The organism is Nitrospirota bacterium, assembly GCA_016180645.1.
GTDB lineage: Bacteria > JACPQY01 > JACPQY01 > JACPQY01 > JACPQY01 > JACPAV01.
In genome coordinates this window covers 16,961-36,096 of sequence record JACPAV010000028.1, presented here as the reverse complement: position 1 = coordinate 36,096, position 19,136 = coordinate 16,961, and the positions used below count along the sequence as shown (strand labels likewise).

Annotated in this window: 17 protein-coding genes; 12 read left to right on the top strand and 5 right to left on the bottom strand. The window is 61.4% G+C overall.

The features are described 5' to 3' along the window. Positions 1-4 precede the first annotated feature (4 nt). From HYT87_15865 to HYT87_15840, 6 genes are all read left to right on the top strand, one after another. Complete coding sequence (locus HYT87_15865; GenBank protein ID MBI2061215.1) at positions 5-1,300, top strand: 3-isopropylmalate dehydratase large subunit; 1,296 nt, start codon at positions 5-7, stop codon at positions 1,298-1,300. A gap of 4 nt (positions 1,301-1,304) precedes the next feature. Further along, positions 1,305-1,805: a 3-isopropylmalate dehydratase small subunit gene (locus tag HYT87_15860; GenBank protein ID MBI2061214.1), complete on the top strand. Its 501-nt coding sequence runs from the start codon at positions 1,305-1,307 to the stop codon at positions 1,803-1,805. A 22-nt stretch (positions 1,806-1,827) separates the two neighbouring features. Next, positions 1,828-2,901 carry a 3-isopropylmalate dehydrogenase gene (locus tag HYT87_15855; GenBank protein ID MBI2061213.1) on the top strand — a complete coding sequence of 358 codons (1,074 nt, stop codon included), beginning with the start codon at positions 1,828-1,830 and terminating at the stop codon, positions 2,899-2,901. Continuing rightward, complete coding sequence (locus HYT87_15850; protein ID MBI2061212.1) at positions 2,901-3,911, top strand: aspartate-semialdehyde dehydrogenase; 1,011 nt, start codon at positions 2,901-2,903, stop codon at positions 3,909-3,911. Before HYT87_15855 ends, HYT87_15850 begins: the two co-directional genes overlap by 1 nt. Positions 3,912-3,951: 40 nt before the next feature. Beyond that, positions 3,952-5,031 (top strand): hypothetical protein, encoded by a 1,080-nt coding sequence (locus HYT87_15845; GenBank protein MBI2061211.1) that lies wholly within the window; start codon positions 3,952-3,954, stop codon positions 5,029-5,031. A 206-nt stretch (positions 5,032-5,237) separates the two neighbouring features. After that, a complete protein-coding gene (locus tag HYT87_15840) occupies positions 5,238-6,047 on the top strand; it encodes a hypothetical protein (protein MBI2061210.1) in 810 nt (269 codons plus the stop codon). Here the strand turns inward: HYT87_15840 and HYT87_15835 are convergent. The 3 genes from HYT87_15835 to thiL are packed head-to-tail and all read right to left on the bottom strand — an operon-like array spanning position 6,022 to position 9,343. Then, positions 6,022-7,275: an HlyC/CorC family transporter gene (locus HYT87_15835; GenBank protein MBI2061209.1), complete on the bottom strand. Its 1,254-nt coding sequence runs from the start codon at positions 7,273-7,275 to the stop codon at positions 6,022-6,024. The genes HYT87_15840 and HYT87_15835 overlap by 26 nt on opposite strands. Further along, positions 7,272-8,369 carry a DUF21 domain-containing protein gene (locus HYT87_15830; GenBank protein ID MBI2061208.1) on the bottom strand — a complete coding sequence of 366 codons (1,098 nt, stop codon included), beginning with the start codon at positions 8,367-8,369 and terminating at the stop codon, positions 7,272-7,274. Before HYT87_15830 ends, HYT87_15835 begins: the two co-directional genes overlap by 4 nt. Next, positions 8,357-9,343, bottom strand: coding sequence for a thiamine-phosphate kinase (gene thiL / locus HYT87_15825; GenBank protein MBI2061207.1), 987 nt, complete (start codon positions 9,341-9,343; stop codon positions 8,357-8,359). The genes HYT87_15830 and thiL overlap by 13 nt, the downstream gene beginning before the upstream one ends. A 28-nt stretch (positions 9,344-9,371) precedes the next feature. On the opposite strand from thiL, the gene HYT87_15820 reads away from it, so the two are divergent. Both HYT87_15820 and HYT87_15815 read left to right on the top strand, forming a co-directional pair. Beyond that, positions 9,372-10,454 (top strand): LytR C-terminal domain-containing protein, encoded by a 1,083-nt coding sequence (locus tag HYT87_15820; protein MBI2061206.1) that lies wholly within the window; start codon positions 9,372-9,374, stop codon positions 10,452-10,454. Between the two features lie 59 nt (positions 10,455-10,513). After that, a complete protein-coding gene (locus HYT87_15815) occupies positions 10,514-11,203 on the top strand; it encodes a hypothetical protein (protein MBI2061205.1) in 690 nt (229 codons plus the stop codon). Positions 11,204-11,330: 127 nt separating this feature from the next. On the opposite strand, the gene glmU is transcribed toward HYT87_15815, so the two are convergent. Continuing rightward, positions 11,331-12,710 (bottom strand): bifunctional UDP-N-acetylglucosamine diphosphorylase/glucosamine-1-phosphate N-acetyltransferase GlmU, encoded by a 1,380-nt coding sequence (glmU, locus tag HYT87_15810; protein MBI2061204.1) that lies wholly within the window; start codon positions 12,708-12,710, stop codon positions 11,331-11,333. Between the two features lie 24 nt (positions 12,711-12,734). After that, positions 12,735-13,757, bottom strand: a complete 1,023-nt coding sequence (locus HYT87_15805) for a polysaccharide deacetylase family protein (protein MBI2061203.1) — start codon at positions 13,755-13,757, stop codon at positions 12,735-12,737. Between HYT87_15805 and HYT87_15800 the strand changes: the two genes are divergently transcribed. The 4 genes from HYT87_15800 (at position 13,756) to HYT87_15785 (ending at position 19,132) form a co-directional block, all read left to right on the top strand. Further along, positions 13,756-14,316 carry a hypothetical protein gene (locus HYT87_15800; GenBank protein ID MBI2061202.1) on the top strand — a complete coding sequence of 187 codons (561 nt, stop codon included), beginning with the start codon at positions 13,756-13,758 and terminating at the stop codon, positions 14,314-14,316. The genes HYT87_15805 and HYT87_15800 overlap by 2 nt on opposite strands. Beyond that, positions 14,313-15,830: a GMC family oxidoreductase gene (locus HYT87_15795; protein MBI2061201.1), complete on the top strand. Its 1,518-nt coding sequence runs from the start codon at positions 14,313-14,315 to the stop codon at positions 15,828-15,830. The genes HYT87_15800 and HYT87_15795 overlap by 4 nt, the downstream gene beginning before the upstream one ends. After that, positions 15,827-17,227, top strand: a complete 1,401-nt coding sequence (locus HYT87_15790; GenBank protein MBI2061200.1) for a hypothetical protein — start codon at positions 15,827-15,829, stop codon at positions 17,225-17,227. Before HYT87_15795 ends, HYT87_15790 begins: the two co-directional genes overlap by 4 nt. A gap of 441 nt (positions 17,228-17,668) precedes the next feature. Then, the gene (locus tag HYT87_15785) at positions 17,669-19,132 is read left to right on the top strand and encodes a DUF342 domain-containing protein (protein MBI2061199.1); all 1,464 of its coding nucleotides are present in this window, start codon (positions 17,669-17,671) and stop codon (positions 19,130-19,132) included. Positions 19,133-19,136: the final 4 nt, after the last annotated feature.

The window sequence follows — 19,136 nt, the reverse complement described above, 5'->3', positions numbered from 1 at the left end:
GCTTATGGGCATGACGATTACAGAGAAGATTCTCGCGGCGCACTGCGGGCGCGAGAGTGTGAAGCCCGGCGATTTCATCGAAGTGAAGGTCGATCTCGCGATGGGAAACGACGTCACCGCGCCGATTGCCATCCGCACCCTCCAGAAGGAAGGCCTCGACGGCGTGTGGGACCGCGGCAAAGTCGCCCTCGTCATGTCGCACTTCATCCCCGCCAAGGACATCGCCAGCGCAGAGCAAGGGAGTATCACGCGCCAGTTCGCGCGCAAGCATGACCTGCCGCTGTTTTTCGACGAAGGCCAGGGAGGCATCGAGCACTCGCTCCTCCCCGAACTCGGGCTCGTGGTGCCGGGCGACATCGTCATCGGCGCCGATTCGCATTCCTGCACCTACGGCGGACTCGGCATTTTTTCCTCGGGGGTCGGCAGCACCGATTTGGCGGCCGTCCTCGCCACGGGAGAATTCTGGATGAAAGTTCCCGAGAACATGAAATTCATCTACAAGGGCGCGATGCCCGCCTGGGTCATGGGAAAAGACCTCATCCTCTACACGATCGGGAAAGTGGGGGACGACGGCGCCCGGTACAAAGCGATGGAATTCACCGGACCCGGCGTCCGACAACTCTCCGTGGAAGGGCGCCTCACCATGTGCAACATGGCCATTGAGGCCGGTGGAAAATCGGGCATCGTCGCGGCGGACGAAACGACCGCCGATTACGTTCAACGCCGCTCCAAGCGAGCATTTAAGATTTTTCCCAGCGACTCGGACGCGCGCTATTCCGACACTCTGGAGTGGGATATCTCAGGGCTCGATCCTGTGGTGGCCTGCCCCTCTCTCCCCTCCAACACTCGCTTTGTGGGAGAGCTGAAAGGGACCGCCGTCACGTACGTTTTTCTCGGATCCTGCACCAACGCGCGCATCGAAGATCTCCGGCTGGCCGGACGGATCATGAAAGGGAAAAAGATCGCCCGTGGGGTGCGAATGATGGTCATCCCGGCCACGGTGAACATCTACAAGCAGGCCCTTCGGGAGGGACTCATCGAAATCTTCGCGGATGCCGGCGCCAGCGTGTCCACGGCCACTTGCGGCCCGTGCCTCGGCGGGCACATGGGCGTCCTCGGACCGGACGATGTGTGCATCTCCTCCTCCAATCGAAACTTCCCGGGCCGGATGGGGCACAAGGACGCGAAAGTCTATCTCGCCAATCCGGCCGTGGTGGCGGCCACGGCCATCGCGGGGTCCATCAGCCATCCCGCGGATTTCGCCCCGTGGGAAGATGCCGCGGGCGAGAAAGCCGCCTGATCCCATGATCTACACCGGACGCGTTTGGAAATTCGGAGACGATGTGGATACGGACCAGATCATCCCGGCCCGGTACCTCGTCACTACCGATGAAAAAGAACTGGCCCGTCACTGCATGGAAATCCCCGATCCGGATTTTTCCAAGAAGGCCCGGGGGGGCGACATCCTCGTCGGCGGAAAGAACTTCGGCTGCGGATCCTCCCGCGAGCACGCCCCGATCTCCATCAAGGGCCTGGGGATCCGCTGCATCGTGGCCAAGTCGTTCGCGCGGATCTTCTACCGCAACTCTTTCAACATCGGGATGTGCGCCGTCGAGTGCCCCGAATTGGTGGAGGCCGTGCAGGCCGGCCAAACCATCACGGTCGTGCCCGAGGAAGGTATCATCAAGCTCGACGGGCGGGTCTTCCGCGCCCAGCCCCTACCTCCCTTCATGCAGCAGCTCGTGGAACTGGGCGGGTTGATGCCGTGGGTCAAGAGAAAGCTGGCGGCAAGGAAAGCGGCCTGATCTCACCCCTGGAAGGTCCACCATGAAGACATACAACATTGCCGTAGTGGCCGGCGACGGGACCGGCCCCGAAGTCATGCGCGAGGGAGTTAAGGTTATTAAGGCCGCTTCCTCAGATAACGGGTTCCGTCTCAATTTCCACGAATTCGACTTCGGCGGCGCGCGGTATCTCAAGACCGGCGAGACGCTCCCCGATTCCGCCGTGGCCGAACTCAAGACGTTCGATGCGATCTTTCTCGGGGCCATCGGGCATCCGGATGTGAAGCCCGGCATTCTTGAGAAAGGCATTCTTCTCCGAATGCGGTTCGAGCTCGACCTCTACATCAACCTGCGGCCCGTGAAACTCTATCCCGGCGTGAAGACGCCGCTCGCCGACAAAGGGCCGAAGGAAATCGATTTCGTCGTCGTGCGCGAAAATACCGAAGGGCTCTATTGCGGCGCGGGCGGCTTCCACAAGAAGGGAACGCCGGACGAAGTCGCGGTCCAGGAATCGATCAACACGCGCAAGGGGGCCGAACGCTGCATCCGCTACGCCTTCGAGGTCGCCCGGAAGCGAAAAAAGGACCATAAGTTGACGCTCTGCGGGAAGACCAACGTATTGACCTACGCGTTCGACCTCTGGGAACGCGCGTTCTACGACGTGGCGAAAGAGTTTCCGGACATCAAGCCGGATTACGCGCATGTGGATGCCACGTGCATGTGGATGGTGAAGAATCCCGAGTGGTTCGACGTGATCGTGACGGACAACATGTTCGGCGACATCATCACCGACCTCGGCGCGATGATTCAGGGCGGCATGGGCATCGCCGCGGGCGGGAACATCCATCCGGGCGGCGCCTCCATGTTCGAACCGATCGGCGGATCCGCGCCGAAATACACGGGTAAGAACGTGATCAACCCGCTGGCGTGTATCTGCGCCGGCCAGATGCTCCTCGATTTTCTCGGCGAATCGAAAGCGGCACAGAACGTGGAAGTGGCCGTGATCAAGGCATTGCGCGACGACATCAAGAACCTGTCCGCAGGAAAGATGGGCATGACCACCGAACAGGTTGGCGACCGGATCGCAGACTACGTGGCCAAAGGAGCAAGGCTTTAGTGGACGGGCACAGCGTAGCCATTGTGGGGGTTACCGGAGCGGTCGGACAGGAAATGGTCCACGTTCTCCATCAGCGAAAGTTTCCCGTAAGCTCCCTCAAAGTTTTCGCCTCGGCACGCTCCGCGGGGAAGAAAGTGAAATTCAACGGCGGAGAGGAGACCATTATCGAACTCACTCCGGAGTCCTTCGAAAGGAATCGGTGCGACATCGCCCTGATGTCCGCCGGCGCGAAGATCAGCCGCGAGTACGCTCCAAGGGCGGTGAAGGCGGGTACGGTCGTCATCGACAATTCGTCCGCCTGGCGGATGGACCCGCAGGTCCCCCTCGTCGTCCCCGAAGTCAATCCCGGCGACATCAAAAAGCACAAGGGCATCATCGCCAATCCGAACTGCACGGCGGCGATTCTCTGCGTGCCGCTGAAACCAATCGACGTGGCCTTCGGCCTCGAACGCGTGGTCGTCTCCACGTACCAAGCCGTAAGCGGCAAGGGCGCCCGCGCCGTGGATGAACTCGATCAGCAGACCCGCGCCTGGGCAAGGGGCGAACCGTTGCCGCACAAGGTGTGGCCGTTTGACATGGCGTTCAATGTGATTACGCTCGACTGGAAAGTCGGCGAGGACGGCTATACGGAAGAGGAAACCAAAGTCATGCAGGAAACCCGCAAGATCCTCGGTCTGCCGGATCTCCGGATGAGCGTGACCACCGTGCGCGTACCCGTTTTCCGGTGCCACTCGGAGAGCGTGAACATTCAGACGAGGAAGAAGGCGACCGCGAAGGATGTGCGGAAGGAATTGGAACAGGCGGAAGGCGTGAAGGTGTTGGACGATCCGGCGACGGCCCAGTTTCCGCGTCCGAAGGATCTCGCGGGCACCGACCCCGTGTTCGTCGGCCGGATCCGGGAGGACCACAGCGTGGAGAACGGGATCAACATTTGGGCGGTGGGCGACCAGCTCCGAAAAGGCGCCGCGCTCAACGCCGTCCAGATCGCGGAGAGGTTGTTGATCCGATGAAGCGAGCAGGTGAACGAATGCAAGACCTGACCCCTTTGCCGTGAGAGTCCGCTTCTCGCTCGCGGCCCTCCTATCCATTCTCACCGCATCTCCCGCACTTGCCGACAAGCCCGAGATTACACTCGTTGGGGCCTCGCCCGCAGCACAGAGCGAAGCCTGCTCGGCCCAAAAAGGGAAAGATTGCAAGGTCTACCTGGGACCCAACAGTGAGCACATCACGATCACGTGGAAGTCCAATCACGGCTCGGACAAAGCTCGGTACTATGTGGAGGTCACCGACGGTACCTGCGACGACAATGAGGCCAAAAGGTATCAGGATGTGGCCAAGTCAAACTACCCCACCAAGGATGCCGAACTGACATTCCAGCTGAAGCGGGAATCCGTGGCCAACCTGCTGTCGGGTAAACCGGCCGCCGCGACCGAGCGGCCCCCCATCAGCTTCAAACTCTGCTTTGAAGCGGGCGAGCATACCAATGACTCGCAAGTGACGGGGGCTTCCAACCAGACAGGCGGGACGACTTCTGCGACGGACGCGAATCATGAAATCCCCATCACGGTGGCATACGACGAAAACCCTCCCAAACTGCAAACCGAGGCGTTGGACGTCAGCGGGCTGAACAAGGCCATCCGGATCAATTGGCAGGCCAGCGAGTCCGGCGACGTCGCCAAGTACCGCATCTTCGTAGACGACAGGTGCCAGAAAGATATCCACGACAAACAAAAGGATGCACTCGTCACCGCCATCCAAGCCAACTACACGGGAGAACGGCAGCAGAAGCTCAGGCAGAATCTCGAGACGAAATGCAACGACCCCACCACGGAGGATTCCCAGGACTCCGTGGAGGTGGACGCCGCCGAAACGACAGCCGTCCTGACCAAGTTCAAAGGCGAAGAATTGAGAGAGGATACCGTCTATTTCTTGAAACTGTACGCGGTGGATCGCGCCAATAATGAAGGCGGGCCCGCGCCAGGAATTGGAATTCCCGTGCCCGCCATCGGGCCCAAAGATATTTTCCCCGGCGACAACGGCTGCTCGACAATGCCGGGTTCCGGCGGCCCGGGCGATTGGTCCTGGCTGATCCTCGTACCGGTTCTCCTCGCGCGCAGACGGAAACCATGACCAAGTGCTTGGCTGAAAACCCTCACCCCCACCCTCTCCCCCTGACCATGGATGGTCTGGGGCCATGGAATGTCGCCGCGCCGAGGATGGCGCGGCATGTAACATGGCCTTTCAGGGCGAGGGAGTTCCCTCTCCTCCAAGCGTGTAGGGGAGCAGCTTTAGCTGCTCCCAAGAAGGGAGGACCTGAAGGTCCTCCCCTACGACAGGTGAGTTTACGGACGCACTCCAAGAGACTGGCGGCCACCGCCCTCATCCTTGCCCTCTCGACGGGTCCGTCCTACGCATTCTCCCTCAAGCCGACGCTCACCGAAATCGGCGGCGGGGTTTTCCTCCCGGAAGACAAGACTTTCCAGAAATTCTACAACGACCACAGGGCGCCGCAAGACCCCGACAAACAGGTGACAACCTTCCGCCTTACGACCGGCTGGTTCATTTACAGAATAGTTTCTCTCAGCCTCTCCGCAGGCTACATGTACGCCTCGGGATTCGGCCTCCAGGAACAAACCTCCCCCCTGCCCTCCGACGACCCCAGTTGCGCACCGGGCTTTAAGCCGGAGGCCGAAGATCAGCCCCTCCCCAAATGCGACTGGGACTATTCGCTCCGTACCCGGGATCTGTATTCGCTTTCTGCGATTCCCATCCAAGCAGACTTGGGCCTGCGTCTCCACGTCTTCCGAAACCAGTGGATCATCCCGTATGGCATCGCGGGAGCCGATGAAGTGATCGCACGGTCCAGCCACCGCCAACTCAAAAGCGAACGCTACTGGTTTGAAAAACGGGGTTGGCACTACGGGGGGGGGGCCATGATCCTGCTGGACACGTTCGACCGGTACCACGCGGACAAGATGGAGGACGAGTGGGGCATTGCGGATACCTATCTAACTTTGGACGGACGGAAGGGAACGGTGCGAGACAAGGACGCCAGAGATCTCAATACCGGCGCGATCCTGCGCCAGCACGACTTTTCCGGCTGGACCTATACGGCCAGCCTCACGTTCCGGCTGAAGTCGAACTGACTTCACCTACTCCATCCGGGGCGCGAACTTCAACCTCTTTCACCTGCGTGGGAGTCGCTTTCGTCACCTTGTATTGAATCCCGTTGAACTTGAATTCATCCCCCACCTTCGGCACCCGCCCCATCCGATCCAGCACGAATCCGGCCAACGTTTCGTAGTCCTCACTGAGAGGAAGGTTCAAGCCGAGCACCTCATTCACATGCTCGATGTCCATCCGCGCGTCGATCGCCGTTCCGCCGTCGCGCTCCTCCCAACGCCGCCTCCCCTCGTCATACTCATCCTCGATTTCGCCGACAATTTCTTCCACAATGTCCTCCCGCGTGAGGAAGCCCACCGCGCCTCCGAACTCATCGACGGCGATGGCCATGTTCACGCCGCGCTCCTTCAGAAGTTCCAGCAGCCCCACCAGGGGTTTGGTCTCCGGCACGTACAGAGGCTTTCGCACGAAGGCGCGGATCGGTTGATGGGGCGATCCCACTTGATCAATCAGCTCGTACGACCTCAGCACGCCGACCAGGTGATCGATCCGCTCTCGAAACACCGGGATTCTCGTGTGACCGGTGTGGAGGATCAGCCCGACGGCCTGCCCCACCGAAGCCGTCTCCGGGAGCGCCGCCACTTCGGCCAGCGGTACCATGGCGTCCTTCACGCGGCCCGTGGCGAAACGATAGATGCGGTGGATGATTCTTCGCTCGACGTCTTTCACGTCCCCCCCCCGGCGTCCCAGGAGAATGACCAGTTCGTCGCGGGTGATCCGCAGGGTTTCCTTCCTCCGGCCCAGGAGTCGCCCGTACCGATCCAAGACGTAGATGAGCGGCGTCAGAATCCACGAAACGGCTTGCAGGGGGGGCGCCACCCGAAGCGCGATGGGGGTGGCATACGCTTGAAATACGCTCTTCGGAAGAATTTCCCCGAACAAGAGGACCACGGGTCCGAGCAGGAACGTGGTCAGCAGCTCGGCATGATGAAATCCCCCGGACAGGATGACCGAAGTTACGAAGACGGTGTTGAGCACCACCGCAAGATTCGTCCCCAACAGCGTGGTCGAAAGCAGGCGCGAGGGGTGTTGCATCCAGCCGAGAATCAACTGAGCAGCCGTGCTGCCCTCCGCGGATCTCTGTTTCACGCGGATCTTATCGCACGAAAGGATCGCGATTTCCGATCCGGAGAAGAAGCCCTCCATCAGGATGAAGAGCAGGGACACCAGGAGGACGAGTCCGATCGTCACCTAAGGCCTGCCCCCTCCGCTCCGCTCCACGGACGGCGAGAAGAATCTTCGTGGGGTCCTCGCGCCGCCCCTGCTTCCGGCGCGCTTCTTGGGCCCGAGACCTCCTGCATGATCCTCGAGAGTACGTCGTCCATCGTCACAAGCCCCAGGAGTTCCCCCTTCTCGCCCTTCACAAACGCCATGTGTGTCTTCTCCCGGTTCAGCTTGGAGAAAATCTCGTCCAGTTTTCGGTTTCGATCTACAAAAAGCGGCCGCCGCATCACCAAGGCCACGGACCCCGTCTCCTTGATTTTCTGGACGGCCACGGGTCGCAGGAGCTCTTTCACATGGACCACCCCCACGATGCGATCGGGCGATCCCTCGTACACGGGAATCCGCCTGAACTGCTTCTGTTTGAATCCCCAGAGGAGATCTTCGTAGCTGCTGGAGACCGGAACCGCGAACACTTTGTCCCGCGGGGTCATGACCTCTCCCACACCCACATCGGCCAGTGTGAACGTGGCTTCGATCAGGCCCTGCTCGGACGGGGTGAGCGACCCGTCGCGCGCGGCACGCCGCACCATCCGTTTGTAATCCTTTTCCGCCAGGCCTGAATCGGCCGGCGGGGCCCGCCGCGCCGCCAGTTTGATGACGCCATCCGCAATGAAACGCAGAAAGACGACCGCCGGCGATACCAGGAAGAAAAACACCTGAAGCGGCGCCCTCACGAGCAATGCCGCCCGCAATCGATACCTCAACGAAAGGGTCTTCGGCGTCAGCTCGCAGAAGAGCAGGACCGTCGGAAACATGATCACGGCGGCCAGCCATTTCAAATCTTCGCCCACCTGCTGAACCACCAGCGCCGTCGCCACGGCGCTCGCACCGACGTTGGCCAACTCGTTGCCCAGCAGCAGCGTGACCAGCACCCGCCGCGGAGTGGAAAGGAACCGGGAGAGTTTCGTGAAGGCTTCGGGACGTTCGCGCTTGAGGCCGGCCAGATCAAGCGGGCTAAGCGAGAAAAGCGCCGCTTCGGATGCGGAAAAGAGGAAGGAAAGCAGGAGCAGGCCCAGGAGAATCAGAAGTTTGGGCCCGACCGAAGCCGCTAGCTCTTCCAATGATCCCACCCCAGACTGCCGTAGCGCGATGCGTTCACAATCCTTCCGTCCGGATAGTGTAGTCGAACCCCCGGTGCCGCTTCAATCACCCCGATCGATTTGAACGTGGCGTGGAATACGCGGGAAGCCGCCTTGCTCAGCCTAACCACAGCCTTCCGCCGCACGGCCACCAACAGTTCGTAGTCTTCGCCTCCCGTGAGCATCTCTCGTTCCGTCGCTCCCTGCGGGCGCGGAATCCGACCCTCCCGCAGCGCAGCTCCCACGCCGCTCGCGCGGCAGAGGCGGGAAAGATCAAGCAGCAACCCGTCGCTGATATCCATCCCGGCCGACGCCAATCGATGCCTCAGAAGGAAGCGAGCTTCATCGATTCGCGGAGACGGCCGAAGAAACTTCTGAACGGATTGACGCTCCGAAGGATTCAGCCGCCGGCCGCGATCCTTCAATAGCCGCAGTCCCCATGCCGACTCGCCGAGGGTCCCGGTCACGTACAGGCCGTCGCCCGGCCTTGCCCCACTTCGGGTGAGGGGGCGATCTTTGCCTAACTCTCCGATGACCGTCGTATGGAGCGAGAGTCGATCCCCCCGTGAAACATTTCCCCCAATGAGGTGCAATTTCCATTGATGCTCGAGGGCGCTGAAACCTTTGTACACCCTTCGCAAGCGGTTCTCCGCGCCCGCCGAAGGAATCTCCACCGAAACCAAGTAGTAGCGGGGGGTCGCCCCCATGGCCGCCAAGTCGCTGAGCGCCGCGCCCAGCGCTCGGGAACCCATACTTTCCAGGGGCATGATGGCCGGGTCGAAGTGGATTCCTTCCACACACGCGTCCACACTGAAAACCCAATCTCCCCTCGGTCCGGAGACCACGGCCCCATCGTCGCCGATTCCAAGTCGGATCGACGGATCTCCGCCCGCCGCTCGACGACGCAAAGCATCCACAAACCGATCCTCCGTCCCCAGCATTGTTTTTTGACGCACGGCTCCATTTTGACTAGAATCCGCCCGGATGAAAAGGCACACCGCTCCCCGCCGGCTCGCGGCGGCAATTCTGGGCTTGACGGTCTGTTGCTCCACTCTCCCGGCTTTCGCCCTTTCCATCAAAGTCCTCAACGGTACGCGTACGACGGGCCGCGCGGCGCAAATGGGAAGTTTTCTCAAGAAGCACGGATTCACCGTCTCCAAGGTGGACAAAGCGGACAAGATCTTCGACTCCACCGTCATCTACTACAAAGACGGCGCCCGGGACGACGCGAAAAAAATAGCCGATCTCATGCCGTCCACTCAATCGATCAAGCCGCTTTCCTGGGAGAGCCAGTTCGACCTGATCATCGTCGTCGGAAATGATCACTCGGCTCAGGGCGAACCGTCGGCGGAGCCTTCGCAGGAGCCTCCCGCTCCCCAATCCGTTGCATCAACCACCTCGGAAGAAGCTCCCTCCCCGGATCCAAATTCCGGCAAAGTCACAAGCACACCTCCGGCAAGCGCCGAACCTGAAGTCCCTGAGGTGGAGGAAGAGCGTGAGGCGGCGGGTGCTCCCACTCCGGGGGAAGCCGCCGGAGAGGCTGCCGAAACGGCTCCTCCCACTGCGCCCAAGCCGGCCGCACCGGCCAAGCCCGCCGCCACCGGCAAGCCTAAGGTTGCCAAACCCAAATCAACCAAGCCGGCGAGCCCAGCCGCAACCCGGGCGGCGCCGACCTCACCGTCCGCTTCGAAAGCAGCCGCCAAAACGTCCTCGCCTGCGCCAAAGCCGGAACCCGCGGGCTACACCGAAATCGGGGCCGTTGATCTTATGAAACAAGTGGCAGACCACATCGGGAAGAACGTACGGGTGCAGGACGAGTTCATGGACCAATCGAACTATTTTCTCGGAATGAAGGACCACGGGATTGGTCCCGAAGAGTACGTCGAGTTTTTCTCGGGCGAGAACCGGGTGAATCTGATCATTTACATCGCGAAGTCGAATCGCGACGCCTTGGGCACGTTGAACGCACTCAAGCGTGGCGACAAGGTCATCGTCCACGGGAAAGTCTTCGCCAAGAACCCCATCGGCCGACCTCTGCTTATGGCCGACCGCCTCGACCGCGGGTAGTTTCCGCGCGTTTTTCCCCCCTCTCCTTCGGCACAAACTTGGTATAATATTCATCGCCCATGCCGTACCAGGACGAACGCGGATGGATTCACTTCACTCCCCCGGAGCAGACGGCCTCGCTTATTGACTTGTTGGGCCGGGCCTATAACAATCGCCATCGGGATACCGACGTGAAGGGACTCGCCACACTCGAAGAGGTGAAAACCGCTCTCATCCGCGTGTCGGAGGCCCTGAATGAGATGGGATTGCCCTGGGGCATTGCCGGAGGATTCGCCGTAGGTGTCCGCGCCAAGCCCCGAGCCACCTTCGATGTCGATGTCGTCGTTCTCGCCGCCAACTTCCAGGACATCAAGATGGCCGTGGCCCGCAAATGGTTCGACCTGTCCGAAGAGCGGGGTGAGGGCCAACTCGGCAACTGGGAAGGGGTGACCTGCCAAACGCTTGTGGGTCCTTACCCTTCAAAAGTCGATGTCGACATCATTTTTTCGGGGATCGACTATTTCCGAAGCGTGCTTGGCCGCACAACCAACGAGGAACTACTGCCGGGACTCCAAGCACCCATCATATCGGCCGAAGACCTTATCTTGCTCAAGCTGAAATCCGCGCGCCCACCGGACATTGGAGACGCTTGGAGGGTCTTCGACCAACGACGCCTGACCCTCGACTGGGCCTACCTCCGCTCGTGGGCCGACACGCTCGGCGTGCGCGGCCGCCTCCGCGAGTTCGAATCCGAATTCGGCGCTCCCTGAAACGCCGAAGGTCGCGACCTAGTTTCGAATCGTCCGGATCTCCTTCAGCGCGGCGATCTCCCGATCCGCCATTGGGCGCGGCGGATTCAATCCCTGAGAGCCTACGCGATTGGAGAAGACGGTAGACCTACCGGCGATGCCTGCGGCGCGACGAGGTCCAGCCCTTGATGTTCTTCTGAGGGGCGCGGGAGAGGGCGAGGGCGCCGGGGGGGACGTTTTCCGTGATGGTCGAGCCGGCGCCGATGTAGGCGCCTTTCCCCACGCGAACGGGGGCCACAAACTGAGTGTCACTCCCCACAAAAACGCCCTTCTCAAGAATCGTCCGGTATTTCTTCTTCCCGTCGTAGTTGCACGTGATGGTGCCCGCGCCGACGTTCACGCCCTCCCCGATCGTTGCGTCGCCCAAGTAGCTCAGGTGCTGGGCCTTCGAACCGCGCCCGAGGGTTGTTTTCTTCATCTCCACAAAATTACCCACGCGGGCATCTTCGGCCACTCGCGAGGCGGGTCGCAACCGCGCGAATGGACCCACCTGCGCACCCTGCCCGATGACGCTCTCCTCGATCACGCAGTAGGGTTTCACCCGCACGCCATCGGCGAGAACCGAATTCTGAATCACCGCGCCCGGCTCGATTTCGCAATTCCGCCCGATGCGTGTCTCCCCTCGAAGAAAAACGTGCGGGTGGAGAACGGTCCCCTCGCCGACGGACACGCCCGGCTCAACATAGACCGATCGACCGTCCAGGATCGTGACTCCCCTCTCGATCAGATCGTCCACCGTGAACTGTCTTAGGATATCCCGCGCGGTCAGGAGATCTTTCCGGGTGTTGATCCCCTGAATCTCCCTGGGATCCGCTACTCTTACGGCTTCCACGGGAAGTCCCTCCTCGGAAGCAATTGCCACAAGATCCGTGACGTAATACTCCTTCTTCTGATTCTCCCTGCCCAAACGCGACAAATGGGAATTCAGGAATAAAGGATCGAAAATGAAAATGCCCGTATTGATCTCGGGGATGTTCTTTTGATCTTCACGGGCGTCCAACTCCTCTACAATGGCCGACACCCTACCCAGTCCGTCTCTCACGATCCGGCCGTATCCCCGCGGCTTCTCCACTTCGGCGGTCAGAACGGTCGCCGCCGGCCTCTGAGCACGATGCACGCGCATCAACTCGCGCAGCGTTTCCACTTTCAGCAGGGGAACATCGCCCAGCAGCATGAGCACGGGGGATTTGAAACGACCCCACGCTTTCCCAACGCACATCAACGCGTGCCCCGTTCCCCCTTGGGGACTCTGGTGAACAAAGGACACGCCGCCACTCTTCAACGCGGCTCGAACTCCATCCGGTCGATACCCCGTGACCACGCTGATGGGACTTGCATGGAGCGCCTTCGCCAACTGCACCGGATAGTGAACGAGTGGCTTTCCCCAGAGGGGGTGGAGAACCTTCGGGAGATCCGATTTCATGCGGACGCCCTTGCCCGCAGCCAGGATTACAGCCGAAATCGACATAGGCGCCTTCTTACAGGGATGGGTTCATCCCTGCAAGAGATCCGACACTTTCACAAGCTGGAAACCGCGACGACGAAGCGATCGGACGATCTCCGGCAGGGCCTCCGCGGTGTGCCAGCCCCTTCGATTGATGTGCATCACGACGATGGAACCGCTCCGGGCGCTGTGCAGCACCCACGACACCAGGCGGTCGCTGGTGGCGCGCGGGTCGGGATCGCCCGAGGCCACGTCGAATTGAATCGTCCTCAGCCCCAGGAGCGCGGCGCCCCGCACGAGCCGGTCGTCCACCTCTCCGAAGGGAGCCCGAAAAAGTCTGGGGGTACTGCCGGTCAGGTTGTACAGGATGTCCTGCGTCCACTGAATCTCCTCCATCAGACGTTCATCCGTGACACGCGTAAGATGGGGATGGCTGTAGGAATGGTTCCCGATTTCGAAGAGGGGATTCCTGGCGAGTCGGCGCACCCGATCCGGCGAATGCTCCGCCCAAGCACCCCCCACGAAAATGGTGGCCGGGACTCCCATTCGCGTCAGAACGGCCTCCACACGTTGGTCGAGCGCCGGATGCCTGCCCGAACACGCATCAAAGGTCAGGGCAACACGCCGCACCCGCGCGCTACCGCGCTCGACGGCGACGGTGGTTACCGGATAGGGGTTCGGGGCCTCCCGGTTCGCTCCCCATGCTCCTTCCCGCGGTGAAATCGCCGACGCGGCCTCGGCCAGCCAGCGGTCGAGGCGCAACGCCATCACAGGCGAAGGAAAGACGTGCCATTTCCCCCGGATGCGGCCGGCCGTTTGCGCGAGGAGCGGATTGAGCGATGGTTCGTCGCGCAGGAATATAGGCGCGATGCCGTCGGGCAGAAAGCTAAATGGCCCGCGCTGATAGGAGGTCTCGGCCACCTCGGGGACGAAAATCAGCACTGGAACATCCGCATCCCGATGGGAGGCGCTTGATGACCGCCCCCATGAAGCGGCAGGCCGTCCCAGCAGCAGCGCCAATCCAAGCGAAAGCATTGACCCGACGGTAACGATGGAGTAGGTTCGCCTCATGAGGCGAAGGGAGTTCCTGCAATCTCTGGGAATGATTTCCACCTACTTCGCAGCTTCCGGCTATGATACCACATCGGCCGCGCCGCCCGTACCCGCCGGGAATCTATTTCTGAACCCCAAACATCGCGAAGTCCTTCGCAAGGCATCCCACGCCGTTCTTCCAAGCGAGCCACCGTGGCCGAGCCCCGATGAAATCGGCATCGTCGACCGGGTCGACCGCCACCTCGTATGGATGTCCGCCGCCGAGCCGGCGATCACGAGCGATTTCAAAACCCTCCTCGGGTTGATTGAATGGTGGCCGGTGTTCCCAGGTTTCCGCTTCAGCCGGTTCACCCGGATGAGCGTGGACCAGGCCCGTAGCGAACTGCTCCGGTGGCGCTCGTCGGGACTGGGCTTTCGACTTCTGGGGTACAACGCGATCAAATCCGTCTGCGCGTTCTACTATTTCGGCGACCCGCGCGTCTTCGCCCATCTCCCGTACGATGGAACGTGGAAGGACAAGTATGGGATCGCGCCCGTCGAGGTGCCGGGGCTGGTGGAATCCACCTATCACGCGTGATTTACACAAGCCGGACGATCAACAAGAAGGTGACCGAGACGGCCGACGTCTGCATCGTCGGCTCCGGTGCCGGGGGGGGGGTGGTGGCCGGGGAACTTTCGGAGGCGGGACTCTCCGTCGTTGTCCTCGAAGAAGGCGGATTCTTCACCGCGGAGAAGGATTTCAACGAAATCGAGACGGAAAGTTTTCTCAAAGTGGCCGCCTGGGGTGGGTTCGTGGCCACGCGCGAAGGCGTCATCCTCTCGTATGGGCGGTGCCTTGGCGGGGGAACGGTCAAATACTGGGCGGACAGCTTTCGGCTGCCGCGGGACCGATTCGAGCAGTGGCGCGATCCGCATGGGATCGGCGACGAGTTCTATTCGTACTACGACCGGGTCGAAGGCAACCTTCACGTCGAAGTCGCTCCGGAATACCTGTTCAACGAGCAGAACAAGCGATTCCGCGAGGCCTGCAAGACGCTCGAATGGGAGGGAGGGGCCGTTCCGCAGGCACGTCAGGCGTGTACCTCTTCCGGATTCTGCACTCTGGGCTGCCCGTACAACCGCAAGCAAAGCATGCTGGTCACGTATGTCCCCCGGGCGTCGAACGCCGGGGCCAGGATTTTCACCAACTGCCGCGCCCGTCGCGTCATCACCGAAAACGGCATGGCCGTAGGCATTCAAGGCACGTTCCTCGATCCCGCGTCCGAAACACCCACGCACGAGATCGAGGTCCACGCGAAGGCCGTGGTGGTGAGTGCCGGCGGGCTCGGATCGGCCGGACTCCTGCTCCGCTCCGGCGTCGCCCACAAGCGACTTGGCGCACAACTGTTTCTAAACCCGAACTATTGGGTCATGGGCAAATTCCCGGACCCCGTCCACTCGTATCGCAATATCCCGTCGCCGTTTGCCGTCCATGAATGGCGCAAGACGCGTCGCGATGCCCAAGGCCGCCACATCGAAGGGGGCTATCTCATTCTTCCCGGCTTCCTCCATCCCGGCTCAATGGCCGCGCTGAGCCCCTGGTTCGGTCCGGAGCTCACCGAGTTCATGTCGAAATACGATCACTACGGCCTCACGCTTTCTATTTTGGACGACGAGGTCGGTGGCCGCGTGGAGTTGGACTCCGAGGGCCGCGAAGTCCCGCACTACGCCATCAGCGAGCCCGATGCCCTGAAGGCCCGCGATTATTTCAAGAAGTCGGCCCGCATGTTCCTGGCCTCCGGCTGCGAGGAGGTGATCTTCTTCGACAACGTCGGCACACGGGTTCGGAAAGATTCGGACATCGAGAGCGCCGTCAACGGGATCGACATGAAACGCTGCATCGCCGTGGGGCCGCACATCATGGGAACCGTCCCCATGTCGAAAGACCCCGATTTCGGGGTCTTGGACTTGAACGGCGAGGCGCGGGGGGTGAAAAATCTTTTTGTGGCCGACGGGAGCGTTTTCCCCACCTCCTTATCGCTCGATCCCTCGCTCACCATCATGGCTTTTGCGACGAAGATTGCGGAAGGGATCAAGAAAAGGTTGGCATGAATATCTCACAGTTCCTCGTTCCTGGTTCCTGGATCCTGGCGGCTCTCGGCCTCAGTTGCGAGAAGGGTGAAAGCCTGACGAGCGCGCCGATCACATGCACGCCGGCGTACACCGCCTCCGCCATTCCCGAGGCTCCCTCGATGGCCGCCGGGGGTGTCGACTGCGCCAAGCTTTTCGATCCCGTGGTCCTGGGATCGATGAAGCAGGATGCAAAGGTGAGGGTCTTCGCGCTCGGGCGGCGAGTGAACGTGGAAGAAGGGGAATCCGAAGCGTCCTACGCGGCCGTGATCGATTGCATGATGAAGCGATCGTCCGATTATTTTCGAAAAGACATACCCAACCTGGTGGTCTTCGAGGAATACACCGGGCTCCCGCTGGTGTTTGTCGGCGACGAGGGGGCCCGCGCCAGGAGACAGACATCGCTCTTCATTGCGGCCGCCCAGTTCGCCGACTCCGGCGATGTGAAGGTCATCGTCCACAAGCTTGCGAGCCACGGCTGGAAATCCTTCACGCGAACCTTCGCCTATGCGGCTCAGAAATACGGCGTGCCGGTCATGGCCACCACGCTTGTGCCGATGTTCGATGCCGCCACGCTCGCCGTCAGCGCCTCGGACACGCGCGTCACCAACGCCACGCTCTTCTTCGATACCCAGGGCCGTATCGTCTACCGGTGGGACAAGGTAAACCTCGTTCCGTTTGAGCAAACCATCGAGGTCACGCCGGGCGCGCTGGGTGACGTGGGCGCATGCGATTACGCCGGGTATCGGTACGGAATCGGCATTTCCCTGGACGCGTTTATCCCGGCTTATCTCAAGCACCTGAACGACCTCGGCGTGCAGGTCTTGGTCCAACCCGACGCCAACGACAGCTCGTGGACCAGCATCGGTGGGGCCGGGTACTGGCAGCCGGAAGAGTGGCTCGGCTCGGTGCTCTACTCGATGCAGGATGCCTACCCTTCGTTGATCTACAACGTCAATCCGATGATGACGGGACGATTCATGGACGAGGTGTTCGACGGGCAGACCGCGATCACGGCGAAAAGCGATCCGCGCATCCGGCGCGATATCAACTACGTTGGAAACCGCCCGCTGGCGGAATATCCGCTCGGCGTCCGGCCCGGTCAGCCGAACATGGGCCCATTTCCAAGTGGGGGGTTTCTCGTGATGGGGCCGTGGATCATCAACGACCCTGCCTTCCCCGCCATCTGTCCAACGGGGGATTCCGTTTGTCTAGGGCTTGATCGAGTCCTCGACGCACCGGAGAATCTTTCGGGCCTCAGTCGGGCTGAAGGACCGGATCGCTTGAATGAGGTCCAGCGCAAATTGATGGAGTTCGGCGAGAAACGAGAAACGTTCTCTCTCCCCTTCCTCGAGTCGCTGGTTTTCGCCGATCTGTAGCCTATTCATCGTCAGGCCGCCAGGTAGAGCATCGCGCCCACCATGATCGTGAGCAGCACAAGGTAGATTCGAAGACTTCGTTCGTCGGTCAAATCTCGATCCATCTTTCCTCCAGCCATGGAAGGCGCGGTACCCGGCCCTCCAGGCCGACCACGATGGGAGGCTATTGAAGGCCGGGTGCCAACCTCCTAAGATCAAAGAACGTGCCAGGCTCAAACGCCGGGCAGGGAGCGCAACTTCTCCAACGCCGTCGATGAATCGTGCGTTGCGCCGATGCGACGGAACGCCACGTGGCCAAGGCTCACGATCCGTCCCCAACCGTGGGGCAAAGTATCCCCAGATGAAAGAGGCGTGAGCTGGATCACATCGGCGCGCCGATCTCCCCATTGATTCTCCTCGCCCGAACCGAACAGCCCTGATAAGATACGGTCCAGGCCAGGTATGCCCGAGCTTTCGGATCTCGCCGCCGCGCCGCCGGGAGCCGGTTCGCGTTCGCTCATCCTTCGCGTAACCGTGTCTCCTGACGAGATGGAAGCGACTGCCACCTTCAACCCACTCGACCTGCCGCTCAATCTTCCCCGCCCGATCTCGGCGGAGGATCTGAGCGAGGCCGTGCACGATCGAAAAGTGGTTCGAGGCATCCTCGACGCCCCCGTCGCGGACTGTCTGGAGAAGATCCGGCAGAGGGAAGCTTTCGAAGGGGTGCTCATCGCCCGCGGCGAGGCGGCCGGCAAGGGGATCGACGCCGAATTCAAATGGGCGGAACCGCGATCCCAGGATCGGGCCCCATCGCCGGCGGATGAGCCGGTCGACTTCAGGGAACGGTCGACCGTCCGCTCGGTTTCAGCGGGCGACCTGATCGCGACCAAGCGGGAGGCCATCGCGGGACGCGACGGGTTCACCGTCACGGGCCGTGTACTCCCCGGCCATGCCGGACGGGATGAATCCCCGGCCGCCGGCAAGAACGTGGAGATCCTCCGGCGGGAAGACGGACTTCTCGAATACCGCGCAACCACCGGCGGCTCCTGCCGCATTGTCGAAAATCGGATGGAGGTCAGCCAGCTGACCGTCATTCAAGGCGACGTGGACCTCTCCACCGGAAACATTCGTTGCAAGGGAAACTTGGAAGTCCGCGGCCGCGTGGCCAATGGTTTCAAGATCGAGGTGGAAGGCGACCTGGATGTACACGAGGTCGTCGAAGCAGCGGATATCACCGCGGGCGGAAACGTCCGCTTGGAGCGCGGCGTCATGGGACAGGACAAAGCGGTGATTCGCTGCAAGGGGAGCTTGCGCGCCATGTACGTGGAGCGGGCCACGCTCGAGGTCTACGGGGACGTTGAAGTGGGAAACGCCCTTCTCGACAGCAGAGTCTCCTGTGGCGGAAAGATTCGGGCGCTCAAAGGCAAGGGGGCCATCCTCGGAGGAGAGGTTCGGGCCGCCCAGGGAATCGAAGTCAAGAAACTCGGCTCGGAGATGGCCGCGCCCACGTCCGTGGAGGTGGGGATCGATTTCGTGCGCGAGAAAGAGTTGAAGGACCTCAACCTCACCCTGAAAACGGTCACGGAAGAGCTCATGAAGATCGAACGCACGATTTCGAAGGACGTCCTCGGCCGGGAGGACCTATCCTGGGTGCCCGAGGAGAAGCGCCCGCAGATCGAGAAGATCGTCAACCACTGGAGAGCCTTGCATCTTCAGAAGCAGCAGATCGAGGAACGCAGGCAACTCCTCCAGCAGGGGGGCGGCACGCGGGGGTCCGATCGGCCGACGATCAAGGTAACCGAGAAGCTCGCGGCGCGGGTACGCGTCCGCATCGGGCCGGCCGTGAGCACCATCGACCGGGAATACGGAGGCGTTACGATCTACGGGGGCAGCGGCAAGAATGACATCAAGATCGTTCAGCGTTGATCCC

Coding starts and splice junctions, on each gene's coding strand:
- HYT87_15800 (MBI2061202.1), top strand. CDS start 13,756: ATGAGGCGAAGGGAGTTCCTGCAATCTCTGGGAATGATTTCCACCTAC.
- HYT87_15820 (MBI2061206.1), top strand. CDS start 9,372: ATGAAAAGGCACACCGCTCCCCGCCGGCTCGCGGCGGCAATTCTGGGC.
- HYT87_15855 (MBI2061213.1), top strand. CDS start 1,828: ATGAAGACATACAACATTGCCGTAGTGGCCGGCGACGGGACCGGCCCC.
- HYT87_15805 (MBI2061203.1), bottom strand. CDS start 13,757: ATGAGGCGAACCTACTCCATCGTTACCGTCGGGTCAATGCTTTCGCTT.
- HYT87_15815 (MBI2061205.1), top strand. CDS start 10,514: ATGCCGTACCAGGACGAACGCGGATGGATTCACTTCACTCCCCCGGAG.
- HYT87_15865 (MBI2061215.1), top strand. CDS start 5: ATGGGCATGACGATTACAGAGAAGATTCTCGCGGCGCACTGCGGGCGC.
- HYT87_15860 (MBI2061214.1), top strand. CDS start 1,305: ATGATCTACACCGGACGCGTTTGGAAATTCGGAGACGATGTGGATACG.
- glmU (MBI2061204.1), bottom strand. CDS start 12,710: ATGTCGATTTCGGCTGTAATCCTGGCTGCGGGCAAGGGCGTCCGCATG.
- HYT87_15785 (MBI2061199.1), top strand. CDS start 17,669: ATGCCCGAGCTTTCGGATCTCGCCGCCGCGCCGCCGGGAGCCGGTTCG.
- HYT87_15790 (MBI2061200.1), top strand. CDS start 15,827: ATGAATATCTCACAGTTCCTCGTTCCTGGTTCCTGGATCCTGGCGGCT.